General features: G+C 37.2%; 20 protein-coding genes and 1 tRNA gene. 1 reads left to right on the top strand and 20 read right to left on the bottom strand.

Features of this window, described 5'->3' with window-relative positions; translation table 11 throughout:
- Nucleotides 1-125: 125 nt before the first annotated feature.
- The 4 genes from F3D3_RS09830 to F3D3_RS09815 all read right to left on the bottom strand — a co-directional run bounded on the left by F3D3_RS09830 (nt 126) and on the right by F3D3_RS09815 (nt 4,107).
- Nucleotides 126-860, bottom strand: a complete 735-nt coding sequence (locus F3D3_RS09830) for an SIMPL domain-containing protein (protein ID WP_069873467.1) — start codon at nt 858-860, stop codon at nt 126-128.
- Nucleotides 861-936: 76 nt separating this feature from the next.
- Nucleotides 937-2,256 carry a DUF4349 domain-containing protein gene (locus tag F3D3_RS09825; protein WP_069873465.1) on the bottom strand — a complete coding sequence of 440 codons (1,320 nt, stop codon included), beginning with the start codon at nt 2,254-2,256 and terminating at the stop codon, nt 937-939.
- 15 nt (nt 2,257-2,271) lie between these two features.
- Nucleotides 2,272-2,835: an RNA polymerase sigma factor gene (locus F3D3_RS09820; RefSeq protein ID WP_069873463.1), complete on the bottom strand. Its 564-nt coding sequence runs from the start codon at nt 2,833-2,835 to the stop codon at nt 2,272-2,274.
- A 159-nt stretch (nt 2,836-2,994) separates the two neighbouring features.
- On the bottom strand, nt 2,995-4,107 hold the full coding sequence (locus F3D3_RS09815; RefSeq protein ID WP_069873461.1) for a Xaa-Pro peptidase family protein: 1,113 nt from the start codon (nt 4,105-4,107) through the stop codon (nt 2,995-2,997).
- 175 nt (nt 4,108-4,282) lie between these two features.
- Between F3D3_RS09815 and F3D3_RS09810 the strand changes: the two genes are divergently transcribed.
- Nucleotides 4,283-4,369, top strand: a tRNA-Leu gene (locus F3D3_RS09810).
- Between the two features lie 170 nt (nt 4,370-4,539).
- Here the strand turns inward: F3D3_RS09810 and F3D3_RS09805 are convergent.
- From F3D3_RS09805 to F3D3_RS09735, 16 genes are all read right to left on the bottom strand, one after another.
- Nucleotides 4,540-6,501, bottom strand: coding sequence for an ATP-binding protein (locus F3D3_RS09805; protein ID WP_069873459.1), 1,962 nt, complete (start codon nt 6,499-6,501; stop codon nt 4,540-4,542).
- A gap of 25 nt (nt 6,502-6,526) precedes the next feature.
- Nucleotides 6,527-6,892, bottom strand: coding sequence for a response regulator (locus tag F3D3_RS09800; RefSeq protein ID WP_069873702.1), 366 nt, complete (start codon nt 6,890-6,892; stop codon nt 6,527-6,529).
- Between the two features lie 17 nt (nt 6,893-6,909).
- The gene (locus F3D3_RS09795) at nt 6,910-7,788 is read right to left on the bottom strand and encodes a chemotaxis protein CheX (protein ID WP_069873457.1); all 879 of its coding nucleotides are present in this window, start codon (nt 7,786-7,788) and stop codon (nt 6,910-6,912) included.
- 246 nt (nt 7,789-8,034) lie between these two features.
- On the bottom strand, nt 8,035-10,437 hold the full coding sequence (locus F3D3_RS09790) for a WG repeat-containing protein (protein WP_069873456.1): 2,403 nt from the start codon (nt 10,435-10,437) through the stop codon (nt 8,035-8,037).
- 219 nt (nt 10,438-10,656) lie between these two features.
- Nucleotides 10,657-12,111 (bottom strand): AmmeMemoRadiSam system protein A, encoded by a 1,455-nt coding sequence (gene amrA / locus F3D3_RS09785; RefSeq protein ID WP_069873454.1) that lies wholly within the window; start codon nt 12,109-12,111, stop codon nt 10,657-10,659.
- A 112-nt stretch (nt 12,112-12,223) separates the two neighbouring features.
- Nucleotides 12,224-13,666, bottom strand: a complete 1,443-nt coding sequence (locus F3D3_RS09780) for a S1C family serine protease (RefSeq protein WP_069873452.1) — start codon at nt 13,664-13,666, stop codon at nt 12,224-12,226.
- Nucleotides 13,667-13,688: 22 nt separating this feature from the next.
- Nucleotides 13,689-14,090 (bottom strand): Hsp20/alpha crystallin family protein, encoded by a 402-nt coding sequence (locus tag F3D3_RS09775; protein ID WP_069873450.1) that lies wholly within the window; start codon nt 14,088-14,090, stop codon nt 13,689-13,691.
- A 135-nt stretch (nt 14,091-14,225) separates the two neighbouring features.
- Nucleotides 14,226-15,641 (bottom strand): HAMP domain-containing sensor histidine kinase, encoded by a 1,416-nt coding sequence (locus F3D3_RS09770; RefSeq protein WP_069873449.1) that lies wholly within the window; start codon nt 15,639-15,641, stop codon nt 14,226-14,228.
- Nucleotides 15,642-15,656: 15 nt separating this feature from the next.
- Complete coding sequence (locus tag F3D3_RS09765) at nt 15,657-16,343, bottom strand: response regulator transcription factor (RefSeq protein WP_069873447.1); 687 nt, start codon at nt 16,341-16,343, stop codon at nt 15,657-15,659.
- Between the two features lie 194 nt (nt 16,344-16,537).
- Nucleotides 16,538-17,965, bottom strand: coding sequence for an aminopeptidase (locus F3D3_RS09760; RefSeq protein WP_069873445.1), 1,428 nt, complete (start codon nt 17,963-17,965; stop codon nt 16,538-16,540).
- 81 nt (nt 17,966-18,046) lie between these two features.
- Nucleotides 18,047-18,697 carry a response regulator transcription factor gene (locus tag F3D3_RS09755; protein ID WP_069873443.1) on the bottom strand — a complete coding sequence of 217 codons (651 nt, stop codon included), beginning with the start codon at nt 18,695-18,697 and terminating at the stop codon, nt 18,047-18,049.
- Nucleotides 18,698-18,722: 25 nt separating this feature from the next.
- Nucleotides 18,723-19,856: a sensor histidine kinase gene (locus F3D3_RS09750; RefSeq protein WP_069873441.1), complete on the bottom strand. Its 1,134-nt coding sequence runs from the start codon at nt 19,854-19,856 to the stop codon at nt 18,723-18,725.
- A gap of 112 nt (nt 19,857-19,968) precedes the next feature.
- Entirely contained in the window at nt 19,969-20,418 is a 450-nt protein-coding gene (locus F3D3_RS09745; protein WP_069873439.1) for a chemotaxis protein CheW, read from the bottom strand.
- Nucleotides 20,419-20,470: 52 nt separating this feature from the next.
- The gene (locus F3D3_RS23340) at nt 20,471-20,647 is read right to left on the bottom strand and encodes a DUF896 domain-containing protein (protein WP_084388933.1); all 177 of its coding nucleotides are present in this window, start codon (nt 20,645-20,647) and stop codon (nt 20,471-20,473) included.
- Between the two features lie 12 nt (nt 20,648-20,659).
- On the bottom strand, nt 20,660-22,198 hold the full coding sequence (hutH, locus tag F3D3_RS09740; protein WP_069873437.1) for a histidine ammonia-lyase: 1,539 nt from the start codon (nt 22,196-22,198) through the stop codon (nt 20,660-20,662).
- 198 nt (nt 22,199-22,396) lie between these two features.
- Nucleotides 22,397-24,292 (bottom strand): YgiQ family radical SAM protein, encoded by a 1,896-nt coding sequence (locus F3D3_RS09735; protein ID WP_069873435.1) that lies wholly within the window; start codon nt 24,290-24,292, stop codon nt 22,397-22,399.
- Nucleotides 24,293-24,357 lie beyond the last annotated feature (65 nt).

Below are 24,357 nucleotides of genomic sequence, written 5' to 3'. Positions count from 1 at the left end.
ACATGTTTAGTTAGAGTGTCAAAATCCAGTTTGCATACTAATTTGCATACTAAAAGGACGCTATAACTTCACATAGCGTCCCTTAAAAGAGTCTAATTCATTTACAACTCAGGTGTCATTTGTTTTTAATAATCATAACCTACACTAACGGTTGCTGTAATCGTAATTTCTCCAGATTCAATCGGTGTAGAGGACGCTCCAGTGTCCATTGCCATTCTTACATTGCTTGCTTCGTAGACAACGCCACCACCATAGCTCACTTCAGAAACGCTCATTGGTAAACCTGGTTTTTTATTAAATGTGCCCATGATTGACGTTGCTTTTGAATTGGCGTTTGTCATCGCAAGTTTTAAGGCATCTGCATAGTATTTTGAATCATCTGATACAGTAAATCTAATGCTGTTTACATTGTTTGCACCTGCAGCAGTTGCAATATCAATAAGTTTGCCTACAGCATCAATATCATTAATTTTCAAATTGACAATATTATTCACTTGATAATATTCGCTCTTTACTTCACCATTTGGCATATAATCGTAATTTTGATAAATACTATAACCTGTTGTCTTAATGTTTTCTGCTTTAATGCCCGCTTTTTTAATCGCTTCGATCACTGCATTCATTTTAGTTGTATTTTCCTGTTGCGCTTTTTGAGCATCTACATTTTTGGTTTGTACACCTAAATCAATATAGGCTAAATCTGGAGACACCACAATTTCACCTTCACCAGTAACCGTTACAATTCTTTGGTTGGTTTCTGATTGTACATCTGCCGTCGAAATCGGTGCCGAATTGACTGCGCCTATGGTTAAAAAGCCCACCATCATTAACGCTACCATCATCATTATTTTGTTTTTCATAAAAATTCTCCTTTCGAGCTAGTCCACTTATACGGTGTGTATAGGGATTCCAATTGTCATATATTTTTTTGGATCATTATGACTTCATTTGTTTGTTCTTTCTATTGCTTCTAATGCGCCATATAACAGCAACAATACCTATTAAAACGAGTATTGGCGAATTGGCGATCACCCATATAAAGATGTTTTCAAGCCATTTTCTGATGTTATTTATCGTCTTAATCAACTCGGATTTAGCCTTGCCAAAGAGTGAATCATCAATGGGTTCAAAGACAGGTTCCAAGCTCTTCACTTCATTCAATTCAACGCTGATGCTTGAAAGGTCCACAAGTACTTCCCAATCTTTTAATCTGCGCTCATATTGATTGATTTGACTCCTAATGCGCGTCAACTCATTTTCAATCGCAAGTACATCTTCCATATCCGTTGCGGTTAACAAAAGTTCTCTAAAACGCGTTTCGGTCAATTTTAAATTTTCGACTTCTTGTGCGGTGTCTCTGTACTCTTTTGTCACATCTTGTGCATAAACGTTATCATAGATGACATTGCCATAACTTTTTAACAGGGACATCATTTCTTCAAATTTGTCATTTGGAATACGCACTATGACAGAACCGTACTTTAGATCATCTTGAGGATTTCTAGCATTATAACTGCTCTTTGAGGTACTTTCATTTTCAATATAGCCTCCCCAAGTGATGACATTTTGCTTGATATCATCAAGGATACCATCGTAATCTACAATTTCTAGATTGATGTTACCTGACTTTATAATCATGCGATCTGTTCTATATGAATCATTATTGATCGCTCTATTTGAAGCGCTAGGTTTTTCTTGTGGTGCAGAAGTTGTTTTGTCATCTAAAGCACCACCACCAATGCCACGCTCATCTGCCGTTTCGGTTGCCATTTCAGCCGCTTGTGGCGCTGATGCATCCATACCATAGGCACTAGCATTTTCTTCCATTTTGCCGGCTGCAAACAAAGGCGCTTGACCATCCATACTTTCAGCACTTTTATAGCCTCCAAGTCGTATTGGATTGTTGCTGATCAATACGATTAACGCAATCGCGGCGGCTGCCACTACATACTGACCGTGACCAGTGACCCAATCTTTAAGTTTGCCGAGCATTTTTGTTTTCTGCTCTGGCATTTTATCACGCCGATTTAAAAAATTAGCTTCTAATAATCTAACATGTAATTCTTTCTCAAAATCATTTGGGAGCTCTTTCATCTCCATTTCACCCATCAACTCTTTTAGATATTTAAGCTCTTCATACTCTACAGTACATTGCTCGCAGTGGTCTAAATGAGCATTGAGTTGAGATAGGTCTTCATGATTAATTTCATCATCTATTGCCAAATTCATCAGCAAACGTGCATCATCACATTTCATTTAACTCACTCCTTTCTAGCTTTCTGCAATTTGTACCCTAAGTATTTCCTTAAGAGCCAACCTACTACGATTTAACCTTGACCTTACAGTTCCAATCGGAATTTGTAAGATTTCACCAATTTCATCATAGGAATATCCCATAATATCCTTTAAAACCACCACCGATTTACCATCATCTGACAATCGATTTAACGCGCTTTCAATGTTAGCTTTGAGCTCAGCCTTTTCATAAATAAGTATCGGATCCGATTGTTCATCACTCATTTCATGTTTTAAGCCATCGTCCTCACCAAAGGTTTCATCAAGCGAATAAGTTGCTTCTTTTCTCTTTCTAAGTTCATCTTTGCAGGTATTAATTACAATTCTGTATAACCATGTGGAAAAACTAGATTCCATTTTAAATTTTTTTATGCTCTTATAGGCTTTTATTAAAGCTTCTTGAGACATATCTTTTGCATCTTCTTCATTGCCCATCATTCTATAGGCAATGTTGTAAGCATACCGATTATAAGTTTTAATCAGTTGTTCAAAGCTTTCTACATCTCCTTGAATCGCGCGTTCAAGTAGCTTCGTTTCCATGGTCTCACTCCCTTCTTAAGAGGTTATATGTTTAGGACGTCTGCCAGTTTCAAAAAGTTCCATCAGTTCATCAATTTTTTACGACATTTCATTCATACCCTATTCTGTAATATGTAAAAGGACCAAGGCAACTTGATCCAATTCACAACATGATATACACTAGATTTTACATTCCAGTTTAGGCACATTAATCGTCATAAGCGCCTTCGGATATTGATTTAGAACGACACACCCTTCATCTGTAACGCAAACAAGATCCTCAATTCTTACGCCAAATTTCCCAGTGAGATAAATGCCCGGTTCAATGGAGAAAGTCATCCCCGCTTCACAAATCATCTCGTTAACAGCTGAAACGTCCGGATATTCATGAACATTGATCCCAATACCATGGCCGGTCCTATGCGTGAAAAATTCACCATAGCCCGCTTCTTCAATCACATGCCTAGCGGCCTCGTCAATCTCTTTAAAGCGAACCCCCGGTTTAACCGCTTCTATCGCAGCAAGATTTGCCTTTCGAACGAGTTCATATACTTTGATGTATTCATCCGATGGTGTCCCATAAAAAAAGCTTCTGGTCATATCAGAGCAATACCCTTCTTTTCTGCCACCAATATCTATAATAATGGCTTGATTTTCATTTAATAGGGTCTCATCGCTGTCATGATGTGGCTCTGCACCATTCTCACCGAAACAGATCAGTGGTGTGAATGAAAGCTCATGAACCCCTAATTCTGAATTAAATATTTTGACTTGCTCTTGCAACGCGCTCTCTGTGATTGTCTTTATCCCCACATTATCCTGAATGTATGCATAAACACGTCGCATGACCTCATCATTTATGCTCGATGCATTCTGCATCCATTGGCCTTCGTCTTTGGTCTTGATAAGTCTTGCAGTATCAACCGTTATGGACCCATTCACGAAATGACACGATGGTTTGAGCCCCATTAATTCTAGCAGAAATCGACTTGGCCATTCTTTATCTATGCCGACTGTAAGTTGATCCTCAATTTCTTTTGAAATCATTTCAATCGGTCTATCTGTATCCTTATAATATCTCACTGCCACAGGCAAGGTCTCCTTAAGTGGAAATAATGCATTTAAAAAGAGGACCGCACTGTGTTCTTCAATTAAGAGTGCCAGCAATCTCTCTCCAGGATGAATCTCCACACCAAGTAAATAAAAGATCGAATCTGTAGCGGTTACAATCATGGCATTGATTTGATTCAGGCTCATATGTGATCTTACTTTTTTAAGTCTTTCGCTATACATAATACCTCCTCATATTCCATTAAAATGGCTTACTGTCTAACTTTCACTATTAATTTCAGTTTACCATATTTTAAGATTTCAAGGATTAAATTATTATAACAAAAAAGAAATATAATATTTTTTCAAAAGGGTATTGCATCACAACTAAACCTATGTTATTATAGAGAAGTTCCGCGCCGAAGTGGTGGAATTGGCAGACGCGCCGGACTCAAAATCCGGAGAGGTAACACTCGTGCGGGTTCGACCCCCGCCTTCGGCACCAATATTCCCGAAACGTTTATATTTAAATGTTTCGGGTTTTTCCTTTTTTGGATTAAGGTTTCTTTAAGCCGTCTGTTTTACGTGAAGGGATAAAAACTAATGGACCTATTGCAATTGCAACAGATCCATTTCTTTTTTTGATATTCAATCCCCTTTTGTCCTCTAAATCCTCTAAATCCGCTCTAAAGGCAACACCATACGAAACTGAGTCCCCTCACCCCTCACAGAATCCACTTCTACTTTTCCCCCCAGAGTTTCCACTTCCGTTTTAACGGCATAGAGACCAACACCGCGCCCAGACAGCATACTCACCTTGCTCTGTGTCGAGAAATCGGCATTAAATACCGTTTGAATCATTTCCTTATCAGAAAAAAGCGCTGCAGACGCCGGTGTATAGAGGTTCTTTTCTATAGCTTTTAGGCGAATTTGTTCTGGATCAATTCCCTTCCCATCATCTGAAATCATCATTCTAATGGCATGGTGATCCACACGAAGATCACATCGAATTGCACCACCTTCTGGCTTACCCCCTTCCACCCTTTCCTCTGGCGACTCAATGCCGTGATCCACAATATTTCTAAAGATATGAATCAAACTTTTTAAAAATCCAGCATAATACTTTCGGTTAATAGGCACCGTGGAGCCCGTGACCTGAAATTCTGAAATCGACTTATTGAGTTTGAGCGCAAGTATTTTGACATAATCGCTGTAGCTCAATAGAATCTCGTTTAGTGTTGGATTCGTCAAATCGCGAATCTTTCCGACGAGATAGGTTCTATCGTCTTTTTCAAATCGCGCTTCTATTGCTTTTATAAAAAGTTCAACCTGCTCTAGGTTTACAGTCATTTTCTTTTCAGATTCACAGTACCCCTTCCCAAGGAAATTTTCAATAATTTCAATATCTTTGCTGATGATATTTTCAAAATTTAACGTATCTAAGTAGGTTTCTAACTCAAGACCGGCTATACGCTCTGTGGGGTCTATAGGCTCTACAGCATTTAAATATGCCGCTAACTGATCTTCGATCACATGCAATCCCACTGCCGTGTTGTGAAAAGCATATAAAGCAAAATCGCCCTTCATCGTATGAACCCTGCGAAACACTTCGCTGAGACCTTCCAAAACACTGCTCGACTCTTTTAAGATTTCTTTATACTTTGCCTTGAAGAACAGACGCGCATCTTCAACCGCTTCGAGAATCTCTGTTTTATTATTCAGTGCAGCGAGCACTAACTTCATATTATTTTTTTCGTCTTGTTGCTTTTGTTCTAGAGCAATTTTGTCTGTGATATCCGTTAAAATGACCATGAGCTTTTTATCTTCATTAAAAGCAATCAGTTTGTAATCGATTTGTATATCGCGTTTGTCTGTTTTAAAGGTTTCTGGCAACAATTTAAGATAAGCTTTCGCCCTTGATTTTTTCGTTTGTTGAAACAAACTTTCTAAAGAATCCAAAAGCATTTCATAAGTGTCATGTCTTAAAAAGGAACGCATGAGATCGCCAAAATGCAATCCCGAAATCGGTTTTCCAAAGATAGACTCGCAGACACTACTCACTTCTTCCGAGATAAGCAACGGTTCAGTGAAGCTTAAAAAGCCCTGATCTGCATTATTTAACAAACTTTTAATAGACTGATTTTTTTGCTCAATTTCCAGTCGATATTTCTTTTCCTGCTCATTAGCCTCTTTTAAGATGCGCTGCTGGTTATTGAGCAATTCGATCTCACGTTGTTTGATCTCAGACATCACCGCTAAAAAGTTCGAAATGCTGATGACACCAACGCATATTTCCGCATCCATGACGATGACCAGATCGTAAACATCATTTTCGTGTCGGTTCATTGCTTTTAGCCCAAAAGTAGCTAAATCACAATCTTTGTCCACCTTAATAATTTCAGTTTTCATAAGAAGCTCAATAGGTCTGTTCATATATAATGAGTATCCAAACTGAGTACCAATCTTCTGGTAAAAATGATTTCTCATCACCAATCCAACAGGCCTCTCACTTTCGTCCTGTACGACGATGCCTTTACACGAAGGATATTCTTCAAAATATGTGCTTATACGACTTGCTTTTACAGTATTCAAAACGACTTCAGCATCTTCTACTAAATTTAAAACGGTTTCGCTCATAATCCTCTCCAAGCAATAAAATGCTCTACAGCTCCTCTAATGCCTCACGAATTGTTTTAAGGACCTGCTTTTCTTCAAAAGGTTTTGTAATATAATTCAATGCACCCGCATTTAATGCTTCTAATATCGTATCGCCTTTACCCAGTGCAGAAATCATGACTACATTTGCGTTTTGATCAAGAGTCATAATTTCTTTTAAACAATCGAGCCCTTTCATCTTAGGCATTGTGACATCTAGTGTTACGAGATCTGGTTTTAAGGCTTTAAATTTTTCAACACCTTCTAAACCATCTTCTGCCATACCAACGATTTCATGACAATCTAATTCGAAAATATCTTTAAGTTTTATCCGTGAGATTGCCGAATCATCCACAATTAAAATTCTAGCCATACCTTTCACCACTCCCTCTATATACTAAATAAAATATCGACGTTCCCAAACGGTAGATCACACGGCAACACGAACAGTTTCATCTGCGCTGTTATTTCGCCTTTTTCTCTAAACACTTGTGGTTCGATATTACAGTTTATGCCTTTATGATATAAGTTTGAAATAAACAGTCCATTTTGACAATTCATAAATTCACCGATTGCATCTTTAGCCATCGCATTAACTTCTGTTATAGACATATTCGTATATGCCATTGCAAATTTTATAATGACATCATCACTTGCGGACAAGCCTGTTTCCATCGAATAAGAGCCCACGATATCTTGAGAAGCGTAGTTTTGATAGGCATATACTTCAGTCAAATAAGGTTTCCCGATCACCACATCTCTATCGACAAATCGAATTATATTCCTAATGAAAAGCTCAACGTACGCCTTAAACAATTTGACTTCTTCAGTATTCCCCATGTCCAGAAACAATTCCAAAATGGCATCCGTGTCATTGGATTTAAGAATCTCTATCTCATCATCTGAAAAACCTGAGTCTATCTTATATTGAACAAGCAATTGCTCATAATCATCATAACTCATTATTTGCTCATCCATTAAAACCTGACCAAGAGTCGTATGAGATTCTTGCTGTTTAGATAACAGGACTTCAAGTTGTTCTTCTGTAAGAAATCCATTTTCAATAGCGAGATCCCCAAATCGACGATCCTTTTTAGCCTGAAGATTATGAACTTCAGTAACTTGAGCTGCAGTCATATAACCCGCGTCAATTGCCAACACGCCCAATTTTACACGCGACTTGTTTTTGTCCGATAACACAATGATCAGTTGTTCTTTCGTGATAATATGTTTTGAAAGTAAATAATGGCCAAAATATTTATTAAACATCTTCAATCTCCTCCATTGCCCTAAGCAAAGTCAAATTTTATATATAAGGCTACCATACTCTGGATTCTATCACTTTAAGAACAAATTGTTGTTAAGTCAACGTTAAATTCTCAATAAATTGTGCGCATCAAACTCATCCGCTACATAAAAAAAGAGGTTTCTTAGATAAGGAAGATACGCATGATCTAAGAAACCTCTTACATTTTAAATAGAATATAGATTTGAACTCATCCCGTTAATCGTTGACTAATCATTCACTTTAATCACAAGCCCCAATCCATCGGTAAAATTATAAAGATAGTCGTATTCACCCAGTTTGACAATGTATTGACCGTCAACATGGATATATCCGAATTGACCATTATCTAAAACAGCCATAACACCATCATTTAAATAACTGACTTGACTGTATAAAGCCTTTGTCTTTACTGTACCATCCAGCGCCACTATCCCAAATTTATCCGCTTCCATAAAGATCATATGATCTGAATCCACTGGTAGGTATAGATCATCAAAAGTATTATTTTCAAGATAAGTTTTTCCAGCTTTATCGACAATGTAGTACACATCATGCTCATCCATGAACTGATGGTAATCCCCATAAGTCTCTACAAAAACATCTGTCGTTCTATAAATAACATTGCCATTAAAACCCACTACATTCACTTCGCCATCTTCTGATTCTAAAACGACACTATGATCTCCTAATGCCATTGGGTAACCACTTAAATTCCGATTGATCACCGTCTTACGCTTCATATCATAGATCAAGGTAGAATAAACAATCCCCTTTTCTAATCCCAAAACGAGCACCTGATCTGTAACGTAAGCCTCAACATAATCGTATGCAGCATCAACGATCACATTGCCTTTATGATCCACCACACCCGACAGCTGATTTTCATCTGATATTTCATATAAACCATTATCTAGGGCACTGATGTACTCATATTTTGACTCGACGAGCACATTACCGCTCAAATCTGTCATACCATATAAATGCGCTTTAGACTCTGCTATAATCACATTATCTGTTGGAAAAATAGCCATATCTTCATAAGCTGGATCCACTAATCTGTTCTTTTGGGCATCGTAATAGCCATAGAGTCCATCAGATTCTAATAAAAACACATCGTTTCCCATATCTTCAATACTGGAATACTTAGGTTGCAACACAATTTGATCAGTTTCAGTACTTGCAATCCCTACATAGCCATCGCCCTCTTTTGAAATCGTATAGAAAGCAGGGTTAGAATTGCCATTCCCATAGTCATCTTCATCACTTATTATATTTCCATTTAAATCTAGAGTATAACTGTTGTCATTATGGTAGACTGATGCTTTACCCGCACTAAAATTGCCCGCACTTTCGTACTGAATGGAGATAACAACTGTTCCTGTTTTATCGATATAACCATATTTTCCATCCTTTTCAACAACTGCACGGCCTTCACTAAAAGGTTCAACACTATCATAATCAGATAGATCCAGAACAACTTTGCCTGTATTATCAACGAACTTAAAATCATAATCCACATTTACATTAAAAGCATTTGCTTGTGTAGGATTAGCTTTTACATCATGTGTATCTATTATTTTACCGCCGTCCACTGAAAAAATATGATCGCCTAAATACGCATATTCAGTGCAAGTGGTCAATGCATTACCCGAAAAATCCTTAAACACATAATGGATGCCCTCATCTTCAACATAGAGATTTTCATAAAAATCAGGGTTCAAATCGCTTAAAAATTTGCCAATGGGTTTCATTTGGTCACTTAAAATCATTGTAAAAAAACCGTCATCACCAATTAAATAGCCATCATCCGAAATCTGAGCACTTTTAAAAGTCGGCTTGATAATAACCGTTCCTTTTTTATTAAGAACACCATATCTGCCATCTTCTTCAAAAATCGCGATATCTCCTATATAATCAAAGGCATCGTCTAAAGTAAAGGGCACCACTAACTTTCCTAATTCATCCACATAACCATATTGGCTACTAGCAGAATCATAAACCACAGCTCTGCCACTTGAAAATGCATAATAATCATAGTCCGCTTTGGTCTCAAACGCTTTACTACCATCCGCTTTTATAAAAAAGTGATCATAATCATCGTTGTAAACCAGTGCTAAAGGATTGCCAAAAACATTGCCATCGTAGTAAGTTCCAAAAGGAATTACCATTTTTCCAGTTGTATTGATATATCCAATGCTCTCATAATTATCAACCATAGCCAAACCATTACTGAATTCATAGATATAAAAATCTTCAATATTGACATCCAGTTCTGTCGCAAGTGCCTTCAGCGTAAAGACCGTCTTACCCAATGAATCAATGTAAGCTACGCCCTCTGCTGTTGTCACTCGAGCGATACCAGAATTAAAAGCTTCAGCCTCTTCAAACTGTGCAGGAATTACAATATGCCCTTCATAATCAAGGTAGCCATAACCCGCATCATCTGAAAACAGAATTCTGCCCTCAGAAGCTGACATAAGTGTTACACGATCAAACACTTCATTTTCAACAACATGTATCCCTTCACTTGCTGCAAATAGTGGTTGACTCAAAAAAGATCCAAAAATCATCATAGAAACGATTTGTAATACTATTACCACTTTAAACATCGATTTAATTTTTGCTTTCACAATTACGCTCCTTATAAGTTACTTGTAGACTGTATACCTAATATTTTACACTATTCTTGACCAAATTACATTCAGTTTAGATTTTTTTAAGATTCTGGGCTGTTGGCAATTTGAATCAAATCATCATACCCTTGTAATTTCAAAGCATTGAACACCACTAGGTCTATATTCTCATTTTTATTAATTTATCCGAAAAGGCCATTTTGTTTGACTTGCCTTCTACTCAAATCGAATCACTTCAAATCTATAGAGCTTTACCTCTTGATCCATATAAATCCCCGCTTTATCAAGACAAATCCGATATTGTTCTTTGACATTGGTCACGGTGTCTATATTGGGGAGCAACAACCCCTGTTTACGGCCTTTTTCAACGATCATGCCATAGCGCTTAACATCGAATGCCTCTAGGCTTTGAACCGACTCTTTTGGCATGAGCACATCTACTGTAATCTCTAAATCTGCCATCTCATCCAGACCAATTTCATTAAATCTTGGATCTTCTGTGGCGGCAACGATCGCATTGTATGTGATTTCATCGTATAGATCCGAAAACGCCGGTTCAATCGTGCCCATACACCCTCTGAGAGCATGCTTTTTATGAATCGAAACAAAACTGCCTTTGCGCTCATCTGATAGAGCCTCTAAAAAAGTCGCGACATCTTCTACCGTAAAAGGATACAAATCTGATTCTAAAATTATCTTTTTAAACTCGGCTTGCTTAAGCATTCGCCTTGTTTTAAAATAATGCGCTATCGTTAATCTGGCAAGAGATACATATAAGCTTTCTCTACCAACGCGTTCATCAAACAGTTGCGCTCTTTTTGTAGTAAAAGTGCCATAAAAAGAATCCGATTTTGCAAGTGGCGTCAGCCTTGCCACCATATATCCCACTCCAAAAGGCCCCTCATAGCTGTATAAGGCAGATTCATACGCGTAGCCATCAAGTGCACCAAAACCCATTAAAAATGATTTAAGACCACATTGAGCTGCATTTTCAAGGCATGTATCTTCTATGGTAAGCAACGTCTCGACATCCTGATTTTTTACAGCATTACATATCGCACGATCCAATATCGGTCCCTCTTTATGAAAAGCATAGGGTCCAGAATTTTTGAGTGCATGCGATAAATCCCCACTGCACACAAGCACGCAGTCATTTGCTTGTTCTGTTGCCTTTCGAATCTGCATTCCTATTCTGTAATTTTCTAACAAAGATGTTCCGCCCGGTGTTATATGAACCACCCGATAGTCCCTATAGTACTGATCTATAAAATACATTGGCACCATGACGCCATGATCTAATTTTAAAGATCGATTGTAGCTTTTCACAAGTTCATGCGTCATCAAAATACTCGTAAAATCACTTTCATCCATAAAAGATTCGATAGACCTTGTCAGCTCTTGATCTATATTTTTTTGAAAAATTATTGTAGATTCGCCGAACATTTCAAAATCGCCTTTGAGAGAAATCGCGTCGTAGAGACAAGTGCCATTATCAAAAGATAGTCCATGTGGGGAGATAAATACGATTGTTTTGGGTTTATCTTCAGCAATCTGCTTTGCTACCTTGTGATATGCCGATACAGTCTCCTCAACTTTTTCAACATCTCTCCCACCAATCTCTTGCATAATAATGGGAGGATGAGGTACAAAATATATATTTTGGATAGCCATCGTTTAACGCCTCCTTTTGACTCTGCTCCATTTATTAATCCTATTATACGTCAAAAAAGTGTATAAATAAATTATACACTTTTTGTTATATGGGTTGAATTCATTCTATCCTTTATTTTTTATTGCGATCGCCCAAGACAAGCGGTAATTCAAGTTTATCTTTGCCTTCTCTAATGACTTTTATTGTAACGGTGTCTCCAGGCTTATAACTTGATAAAGTGGTCGTAAGATCATCCATCGTAAAGATCTTTTGATCATCTATGCCTATGATCACGTCCATTTCTTTCAATCCTGCTTTAAGTGCAGGCGAATCCTCATAAATATATTTTACCAGTACGCCGATAGGCATCTCGTATAATTTGGAAGTCTCTTCATCAATATCGACACCACCGATGCCCATATAAGGCTTTGATATATAACCATTTTTTATGAGCTCTGCAACAATTGGCATTATCGTATCCGTTGGAATTGCAAAGCCAATGCCTTCAACACTCGTTTCAGAAATCTTAGACGTATTAATGCCGATAAGTTCACCTTTTTTATTGACCAGTGCACCACCAGAATTTCCTGGATTGATCGCAGCATCTGTCTGAATATACGCATTGGATTGATCCGACGTCACTTTGCGCTCAAGAGCACTTACGACACCATAAGTTACAGTGTTGTTATAACCCAGTGGATTGCCGATCGCTATTGCGGGTTCGCCAACATCTAAATCACTTGATGACCCCACCTGAATGGGTTTAATCAGATTCTTATAGGCATCTGGAATGTCCGATTTTAGGATAGAAACCACTGCTAAATCAGAATCTTCATCGTAACCAATCAGAGTTGCGGGTACGATTTGCTCACTTACAATTTCAGCAACAACCTCTGTGGCACCGTCAACAACATGAAAATTAGTAACAATATAATAACGATCTGATTCTTCTTTGACGATAACACCCGATCCTGTACCCTCTGTATAGCGTTCGTTGTTAAACCAATCAAAATATTTCAATTTACTGGTTAGTCCCACTACAGAATGACTTACATTTTTGAAAATACTCGCAATGTTCACATCGCCTACTGTAATCGGATTACCTTTCTCATCTAAATACTTAACAACCGAATTATAGACCTTATCATTGATATTTTTGTCGAGAATCTCATTGACACGATCATTAATCTTTTCATCTTGAAGATTAATCTGTCCTTGGTAGTAACCTACCGTAAAAGTAGTTGAACCCACTAACACAATTGCAAGTAATACCGCTAATACATTTTTGACTTTAGGCGCAGTCTTAACTTTAACTTTCTCCGAAGCACCCTGTTGAGTCACGTTGATGATATGTGACTCAGCACCACCAACGAATACACTTTTTTCACTTAATTCCGCCTGCAGCTCGAGAACTTCACTTGGCTCTTGCTTTGCATCACCTGCGTCTAAGCTTATTTCAGCTTCACTGCCTTCTACATTGCCCTCAGTTTCAACATACATATTTTCCAGTGTTTTCGGGTCCTTTGATGAGTCTGCATTTGTCTCATGAATATTAGACTCTTTTTTTTCATTCATTCGTCATCACCTCACTAAAAATTTAAAAAACTGTATGTGTGCTTTTTGGAAGTTCAATTGTCAAAACGCCATGTTTAAGAGTCGCTTTTATATTTTCTCTTTCAACATCTTCAACAAAAAAATTACGTCTAAACAAACCATTTCTTCTTTCGCGGCGTATAAAATCACTTTTATTGGATTCCTGTTTTTGAGCAATAATGCTCAAATAATTATCTTCGTAAATAATGGTGATCTGATCAATTGAAAACCCCGGTAGTTCTGCTTCAATGATGTAACCTCTGTCAGTCTCACTGACATCTACATCAAAAGTATTGATCACATTTTCACCTTTTTTCACGGCACAACTTACTTTTTCTTCCATAACGTCATAAAAAAGTTGGTCTAGTGCATTCTTATGTCTTTTTTCAGGATTGATTTTGAACAATTCTATACACCTCCCACTATGCTATCTTACAATATCATTTTTAAGTTTTTGTGAACAATTTTGAAAACTTATAAAAAACTTTGGGATCTATAATGCGCATGACACGAGGTACACCGTACACCTATTAATTCGTGCCTATTTAAAAATCTGTGTTGCAACAGTGAAAATAAAGGCAACACCAATGTCTTCATTGCTATATACTTCTATCTTTTCATGATGTGCTTTGACGATTTCCTTGACAATTGAAAGCCCTAACCCAGAAGATTTTTTTTCAAGGCCTCTTGATTTGTCCAGTTTCGTAAACCGATCCCATATGACACTCAATTCTTTAGGACTGAGTACATTGCCTGAATTACTAATGCCGACATAAAACTTATCATTTTTAAGTTCAGTTCTAATGCTGATCTCACCGTCCATATTCACAAATTTAGTCGCATTATCCATGAGATTGTAAATTACCCTTTGGATTGAAGCCATATCTCCATGCGCCAATATTTTTTCTTTCGTTAAATCTATGGTCAACTTAATACGCTTATCAATTATTTTTTGCTCAAAACTATCTAAAACATTTACAATCACATCATTCATATCAAAGTCTGTTTTATTGAGGATCAAAGCACCACTTTCCATCTTAGATAAATCCAGTAAATCATTAATCATTTTAATTAATCGATCGCTTTCCGTAGATACAATTTTAAGATATCTTTCCTGTTTATCTGCCTCTATGGTCCCATCAAGCATTCCATGTGTATATCCTTTAATGGTTGTAAGTGGTGTTCTTAAATCATGAGACAGACTAGAGATAAACATCCTCTTCGTATTTTCTTGCTTATTGAGTTCCGCTGCCATGGCATTAAAACTTTCGGCGAGCTCACCAAGTTCATCTTTTCGGTTAATAATAATCTTCTTTTCAAAGTTCCCTTGTGCGATGAACTTAGCGGCATCATTAATAACCTTGATTTCATGTCCCATTCTTCTTGTGATCATAAAAATCAAAGTCACCGCTAAAAACCCCGATATTGACAAAGATATAAAAATAATGACTGAAACTTTTGAAATGGTATCTTCAAGTTCAGGCATTGGTACATTTATGAACATGGCATAAATCTTATCCCCCACATGAAAGGGGTAGCCCACTCTTAAAACGCGATCTTGCGAAATACCTTCATACAAGACTTCTCGACTTGTTTCTCGCCCTTCAAAAACAGACTTAATATCATCCGCCAGATAAGGATACTTACCAAGCTGCATATCATAAGTCGAATTAGACGTCGAATAAAAAGCACCCTCTTCAGTAAACAGCCATATGTTAGCACCTGTATAACCATCGAGGAGCATAATCTGTTCTTGTAAAAGATCTAAACTAATACTATTGACATACTTACTATTGACAATTTTTTCAAAGTTCTGTGCTCTTTGAGTGATCAGATCGGATTCATTGCTGACAAAATAATAATCCAGAACACTCCTCACGCCAATGATAATCAATATAAAGGATATCAAAAAAATTAAAATATAGATAAAGGCAAATTTATGAAAAATTGTTTTCATGAATACACCTCAACTCTAATCCAATTTAAATTTATAGCCAACACCCCAAACCGTTTTGATTTCCCAACCATTATCCGGTTTTTCAAACTTTTCTCTAAGGCGTTTAATATGCACATCCACTGTTCTCGTTTCACCAAAGAAGTCATAACCCCAAATGTGATCCAAAAGCTGCTCTCTTGTGAACACACGATTTGGATGATTCACAAGATAATTCAAGAGTTCAATTTCCTTTGGGGGTAACTCTAAAGTATTTCCAAAGTAAATAATGTTATAATCCACCATATTTATCGTTAAATTCGGCACTGATACAATGCCTTCCGTATCTGCCTTATCTGTATTTTGAAATCTTCTTATAACCGCTTTTACCCGAGCTGTTAATTCTTTAGGATCAAACGGTTTAACAATATAGTCGTCAGCGCCAAGTTCAAGTCCAAGCACTTTATCAAAAGTTTCTTCTTTTGCAGTAATCATAATGACAGGTACCGTACCCAGTTTTCTGATTTCTTTTAAAGTGTCATAGCCATCAATTCCTGGCATCATAATGTCAAGCAATACCAAATCTGGTATATTGGATTTAAAAGCTTCAAGACAAGCTTCGCCAGAACCATAAGTTTCAACTGAATAACCTTCTTTTGTCAAATATAACGAGATCAACTCTCTTATATTTTCTTCATCATCTACAATAAAAACCTTTTTATTCATAAGTGACCTCCCATTTAAATCATCCTCACGGATCTTTCATACCTTAAATTTTTAAAAAAAAAGAGCATTAAACGAATGCTCTTTTACATACTCTATCATTTATTATACAACATTTTGAAATACTATTCCAATGCTCTTTGTGAATCAGTTGTAAACAGTTTATGTCACTATAGCTTTATTAATCTACACCACATTTAACGCTTCAAAAACGCTTTATAAGCTTTATAAGTCATATAGACGTCAACTTTACTGACAATCTCATAAGGGGCATGCATACTCAAGACTGGCACACCACAATCCACTACCTCTGCATTTGAATTTGCAAGAATATAAGCAATTGTGCCTCCACCGCCTTGATCTACTTTTCCAAGTTCGCCGATTTGCCAAACGATATTATTATCGTTAAAGAGTTTTCTAACAGAACCTAAGAACTCTGCATTGGCATCATTACAGCCAGATTTGCCTCTAGCACCTGTGTATTTAACAAGTTGCACACCTTTACCAATATGTGCTGAATTGCTTTTATCATAAGCGCCAGCATAATTAGGATCAAAAGCTGCACCCACATCGCCTGATAAAACAGCAGTGTTTGAAATACATCTCTTAATGTACAAATCACTAAAGTTGGGTTCTTGTAAAGCGATAAGTTCTGATACCATATTTTCAAAATATCTGGATTGAGAACCGGTATTGCCCTGACTCCCCACTTCTTCTTTATCCATAAACATAGCACATGCAGTCATTTCCACATCAGAGAGTTCCAGTATTGAAGCCAGTCCTGCATACGAACAAACTCTGTCATCATGACCATAAGCGGATATCATACTTCTATCAAAGCCTAAGTCTTTTGCTTTACCTGCTGGTACAATTTCGAACTCAGCGGATAAAAAATCCTCTTCTTTGATGCCATATTTTTCATCTAAAATTTTAAGGACATTGAGTTTGACTTTGTTTTTCGTCTTATCATCGCCAATGGGCATATTGCCCACAAGAACGTTGAGCGTCTCTCCTGCAATGCCTTCTGCTAAAGTTTTACTCGTTTGATCTTTCGCTAAATGCGGTAACAAATCTGTAATTGCCAAAACGGGGTCTTGATCATCTTCGCCGATTACAACCTCTATTTTTTCATTATGCTTATTAAAAACAACACCATGTAAAGCAAGTGGTATTGCCGTCCACTGGTATTTTTTAATGCCACCATAATAATGTGTTTTAAAAAACGCCATATCGCTCTCTTCATATAAAGGAAATGGTTTCAAATCAATTCTGGGCACATCTATGTGAGCTCCTACAACGTTCATTCCCTCTTTTAAAGGTTTTTTGCCAATCACAAAGAGTATAATCGACTTATCACGGTTCATCGCATAAACTTTTGAACCCGCCTTTAAACTTTCTTTTCCAGAAATAAAATCTTCAACAGATTTATAACCCTTAGATACCGCTTGTTTTAAAATCTCTCTTGCACTTTCTCTTTCCGTTTTCCCCAAATCCAAAAACACCTTATACTTTTCACTGAGTTCAAAACATGCCTTCGTCTCAGATTCATCAAGTGCTTCCCAAGCATTTCTGAAATTATGTGTCAGTGCCTCGGATAACGCTTCGAAATTTGTATTGTTTTCCATAAATATCCCCTTTCAACTACAGTTAATATACTTTAGTTAACATATATAGGATACCGAAATATTATTTGAGGTTCAAGTGAATTAAATTTTTGTAATATTGTGCTTAATTGCATAAAGCGCCGCTTGAGTACGATCCGTTACTTTAATTTTTTTAAAAATATTGGAAACGTGATTTTTTACAGTTTTTTCGCTGATAAACAGTTCCGTTGCAATTTCCTTGTTATTGTACCCCTGAGAAATCAATCTAATGACTTCATATTCACGCTTTGTCAAATTCGTTCCAATCATTTCATCGATGGATTTATCCTTCTTCTTGTATTCTTTTACTAAAATACCAGAAAGTGTTGGGTGGATGTAAAGTTCACCCAATGTGACTTTATGAATCGCTTTAACGAGTGACGACACATCCGCATCTTTAAGTACATAACCTTCTGCGCCAATATTGATGGTCTCAATTAAGTATTGCGCATCTTCATGAATCGTGAGCATAATAACCTTAATTTCACTAAATTGATCTTTTAAAATACGCAGTGTATCGATGCCGTTCAAATTGGGCATATTGATATCAAGAAGTATAACATCTGGCATATGCTTATCAAGCATTGCTATAGCTTCTTCTCCATCACCTGCTAAAAATACAATTTCCAAGCTCTCCTCAAGTTCAAGCAATTTTTTAATACCTTCACGAATTAGTGCGTGGTCATCGACAATTGCAACTTTTATTGGCTTCATATAGTTCCTCCAAATTCATCTCTCATCAAGATATTTTATTAGGTATTACAATTTTTATTTTGGTGCCATTGCCATTTTGAGACTTTAATGAAAAAATACCACTGAGCATCTCAATCCTTTCTCTCATATTGTATAGGCCATAACCGCTAGGTTTCTTAAGCATCCCATTAGCATCAAACCCAATACCATCGTCAATAATTTCCACCTCAATTTTTTTCTCAGTACAATCTATCAATAATAATGCATTTTTACATTTGGAATGCTTGACGATGTTGTTAAAACTCTCCTGCACCACTCTGAAAACCGTAAGGTTGATCAGGGGATCGTTAATGGGTGCTAGATTTTTAATTTTCATTTCAATTTGTAAGGGATGGCTTTCCATCAAATTTGAAATCAATTTATTGAGTGTTGGAATAAGACCCAAATCATCGAGCGACATAGGCATTAAATCATATATAATTTTCCGAATATCTTTCAGAGTATCTCTAATATCTTCTTGTAATTCTGAAATTTCTTTTTTAGCCTTATGAGGTGCCACATCAATAATCTTAGATAAATACTCTGCTTTAAAAATGATATTGGCAAGTGATTGGGCCGGCCCATCATGAATATCTCTAGAGATGCGCTTTTTTTCATTTTCTTGAGCTTCTATAATTTTTATGCTCACTTCTTTTTTATGTTTATGGTCCTCTAACTGTTCAAAGATACTATTGGTCAAATAATCTAAAGCTACACTCACTTTAGTCTCAAGTGCTTCAGAACGCTTCATAACATCTTTAGAGGCAATCAGAAGCCTTTCCAGTTCTGTTTTACGATCTTGGAGCTCTCTTTCCTCTTGCCGCTTTACAGAGAGTTCAATTTGAACTTTTTGAGAGAGTTCATAGGCATCTTTGATGTCCTTTTCTGTAAATTCATCAAAATGTGCGTTAATCGTAGCAATCATATTTTTGGCCATTTTAGCTCGAATTTCGAGTTTGTCAATCTCATTAACAATTAAAGTCAATTTCGTTTTTATATTTAAAAGTTCCTGTTCATAGTGATTGTAATCTTGTCTTGATTTCTCAGAGATCTCAAAAATCTCCTTCTTCCCGTCTTCTATGGAGACGGCTGTTTTATTAATAATCTGATCCAATTCTTTTATCTCGATGAAATTCTTCAAAATACACACTCCACTACGTTTTGACTAATGATTATTATATCATAAAAGCTCACGTATATACATAACGCGAGCTTTTTTAGTAAATAGGTCCTATTTAATTTACATTTGTTAACTAATTGATTTCCAATATTTCACTAATTTCATCTTCTGATAAGACTTTATCTAGGTCGATGACGATTATCAATTCATTATTATGAATGCACACTTCTGAGATATAAGCATTCTCCTTTTTAATTGCAATTTTAGGAGGCGGTAGCACGTCTTTTTCATCTACAGACATAGACTGAGAGGCATCGTCCACTAAAAATCCAATGAGAATATCGTCACGTCTAGCAATTAGGATGCGTTTATCCCTTGCAACTGTATCCGTCATTTTAAATCGTTTCTTAAGGTTGACAACGGGTATGATATCGCCTCTCAGATTTAAAAGCCCATCCACATATGCGGGTCCATTTGGCAATGATGTAATTGAAGCATAATCTGTTATAGATGCGATGTGGTTGATATTGGCTGCGAACTTTTCGTCGTTTAGCTTAAATACAATGTATTGTTTCTCCGCCATTTAAACACCTCCAATGAAATTTTAATCGTTTCAAGGGATATCTACCCAAAAATTAATCCTTATAGACAATTTCTATGTTGTCCAGTTGCTTTTTAAAGCTACTTCGAAACGCTTTTAAATAAGCTTCTCGAAGTTCTAATTGCTCTTTGAGCTCCTCATCGTTCAATCCTTCAGTCTTTTTCTTATTTGCTAAAAAATTGATACGATCTAATTTTTCTTGAGATAACAAATAATCACCTTTCTAATTAATAGCCAGTGTCCCTACGACACTTTCTACTTTTTCTACGATTTCATTAGTTTTAATTATATCATATATTTTATTAAAATCCAGATACATTACACGATCTTCTTCAATTTTTGTGACTTCTCTTCTGATGACATCATATGCCGCTCTTGAACCAGCGCCTAATTTACTTGCATCATCAAAGTCAATCGCCTGAGCCGCTGCCAATAACTCGATTGCAACCACGTTTTGAGCATTGAACAAAATCTCTCTTGCTTTCCGAGCTGCAATAGTCCCCATGCTCACATGATCTTCTTGGTTCGCTGACGAAGGAATCGAGTCCACACTTGCGGGATGTGCCAATATTTTATTTTCAGACACAAGTGCCGCTGCTGCATATTGAGCGATCATAAAACCCGAATGCAAACCGCCATGTGGTGTTAAAAAAGCAGGTAAACCACTGAGTTGTGGATTCACAAGTCTCTCTATTCTCCTCTCAGAAACATTTGCTATTTCTGAAAGTGCTATCCCAAGGAAATCAAATGGCAACGCCATAGGTTGTCCGTGGAAATTTCCGCCTGAAAAAGCCACTTCATCATCTGGAAAAATAATTGGATTATCTGTGACGGCATTAATTTCTATATTAATTTTATCGACCACGTATTGAACCGCGTCTTTGCTCGCGCCATGAATCTGAGGCACACATCTAAGCGTATAGGCATCTTGTACTCTGATTTCACCTTGTTTAGTTGTGAGTTTACTGCCTTTCAAGATGTTGAGCAAATTTTCTGCTGTTTTGATTTGTCCTAAATGTGGTCTAACTTGATGCAGTCTAGGATCATAAGCATCTGTAATCCCTTTTAACGCTTCTACAGTTAAAGAAGTCGAAATATCTGAAAGTTTTAAAAGCTGAACCGCTTCATAAGTGACAAGTGTTCCCACAGCAGTCATGACTTGAGTGCCGTTGATCAGTGCCAAACCTTCTTTAGATGTCAATACGATTGTCTCAATACCCGCTTTCTTCATGGCATCCGCGCCAGAGAGTTTCTCTCCTTGATAGATGGCTTCACCTAGACCGAGCATAACGAGAACCATATGTGCAAGTGGTGCTAAATCGCCGCTTGCACCTAGCGAGCCCTTTTCTGGAATAAGGGGATGAACACCACGATTGATCATTTCAACAAGCGTATTCAGCGTCACTCTTCTCACACCACTATGTCCTTTTGCTAAATTATTGACACGCAATAACATAATAGCTCTGGAAACATCTTCTGTAAAAGGGGTCCCCACACCACACGCATGACTTATGATGAGATTGGTTTGAAGATCAGTCGTCTCCTCTTTTGAAATAACAACATCAGAGAATTTACCAAATCCCGTGGTGATCCCGTAAACTACTTTTTTCTCATCTACAAAATAATCGACTAATTTTCTCGCTTTATCCACTTTAACTAAAGCGTCTTCTGTTATCTGGATTTTAAAATTTTTTCTTGAAACGTTGATAATATCTTCAATTGTCAAACTTTTTCCATCGATCATAACCCTATTTTCTTTCATTTTAGCACCCCTTAAAATTTGTTATAAACGCATTTCATTGATACTCAAAGCGTATACTCAGTCCGCTCCGCTACCTTCGTAACCCTTGCGCAATCCTACCGGATTGCATCCAGTGGGAGTTTATACTCCCACTGGATTAGGAATATGCCCCCCACTTTAAGAAGTGGGGGACATCTCCTCAAGGGTTATATTATCGAATTACCGTCTTTTTTTAGTCTTCTCAGATGATTTTATAGACGTTTGTGAATTGGATACCCTCGGTTTTCCTTTTTTAGAGCCCGTATATCCCGAATGCTCTGACCGTGATTTTATGAGTGCTTTTGCATGAAATCCGATCAAATCTTGTCTGTTGGCAAGAATTAATGCCTCATATACCAAATCGTAATTTCTTGGATTTTTATATTGGAGGAGCGCACGCTGCATAGCCTTCTCCTTGTTACTTTTAGGGATAAATACAGCCTTCATTGTTCTGGGATCTATTTCAGTGTAATACATGCAAGTACTCATGGTCCCAGGTGTGGGATAAAAGTCTTGGACTTGTTCTGGCGTGTAATTTATATCTCTGAGGTATTCAGCTAATTTTATTGCAGATTGAATGGTGCTTCCCGGATGTGAACTCATCAGATAAGGAATGATGTATTGCTCTTTTTGAAGTTCATGGTTGATTTGATCAAATTTTTTAACGAACTGACCATAGAGTTTACCACTTGGTTTTCCCATATAATCTAGAACTGTTTCATCAATATGTTCTGGTGCTACTTTTAACTGCCCACTCACATGATACTGACACAAGTCATAAAAAAAGGCATCATCTTGATCATACATGAGGTAATCGTACCGAATACCGCTTCTAATAAACACTTTTTTAACGCCTTCTAGGTTTCTCAATTTCGTGAGAAGCTCTATATAATCACTATGATCGGTATCCAGATGTTCACAAGGTTCGGGGTATAAACACTGCTTATGTTTACAAGCGCCGTGCTTGAGTTGTTTTTTACAGGCAGGATGTCTAAAGTTTGCTGTCGGACCTCCGACGTCGTTGATATAACCTTTATAATCCGCATCCAACTGAATGATCTTCGCTTCCTCTATTATCGACTCATGTGAGCGCGAAGTGATAATGCGGCCTTGATGAAACGCAAGTGCACAAAAGGAGCAATTCCCAAAACAACCTCTTTCGCTGATGATGCCCATTTTAACTTCTTTGATTGCAGGAATGCCTCCACCCGCTTCATACATAGGATGGTATTGTCTCCTATACCCGAGATTAAAGACCCAATCCAGACGGTCTCTTTCAAGGGGCATAGTAGGCGGGTTTTGCACCAAATAAACACCATTGTGCTTCTGAACTAGAGTTTTGCCTCTAATGGGATCTTGTTCATCGTATTGAACTTTAAAAGCCTGAGCGTACTTAACTTTATTGGCTTTAACACTTTCGTATGAAGGTATTTCTATATATTGATCTAAATTATCAAGTGATGATGTCATATAGCACGTTCCAGGAACATGTTGAATATACTGAATCTCAATGCCATTATTGAGATACTCTGCAATCTCAACCACTTGATTTTCGCCCATACCATAGATCAGCAAATCTGCTGAACTGTCAAATAATATGGATCGCCTTACAGAATCTTCCCAATAATCATAATGTGCAAACCGCCTAAGGGATGCTTCAATACCGCCTAAAATAATCGGTTTATTTCTATATTTCTTCCGAATCAGATTGGTGTAGACCAGCGTTGCACGATCAGGTCTCTTCCCCATGACACCCCCCTCAGAATAATTATCTGTATCCCTATGTCGTCTTGAAACATAGTAATGGTTCACCATAGAGTCCATATTCCCTGCGGATACTAAAAAGCCCAGTCTCGGCTCTCCTAAAACTTCAATGCTACTAGGATCATTCCAGTCAGGCTGTGCGATTATACCCACGCGAAATCCAGCATCCAGTAAAACTCTTGCAATGACTATGGGGCCAAAACTCGGATGGTCTACATAGGCATCTCCAGATACCAATACAAAGTCTAAATAGTCCCAATCAAGCTTAGCCATATCCGCTTTATTGACCGGTAAAAAATCATTTAAAATCATTATTTCCTCTTTTCATAAAAAGTGACTACACACAAAATCAGTATAGTAACTATCTGTCTAAAATG

This window comes from Fusibacter sp. 3D3, assembly GCF_001748365.1.
GTDB lineage: Bacteria > Bacillota > Clostridia > Peptostreptococcales > Acidaminobacteraceae > Fusibacter_A.
This window is presented reverse-complemented; position numbering and strand designations above follow the sequence as displayed.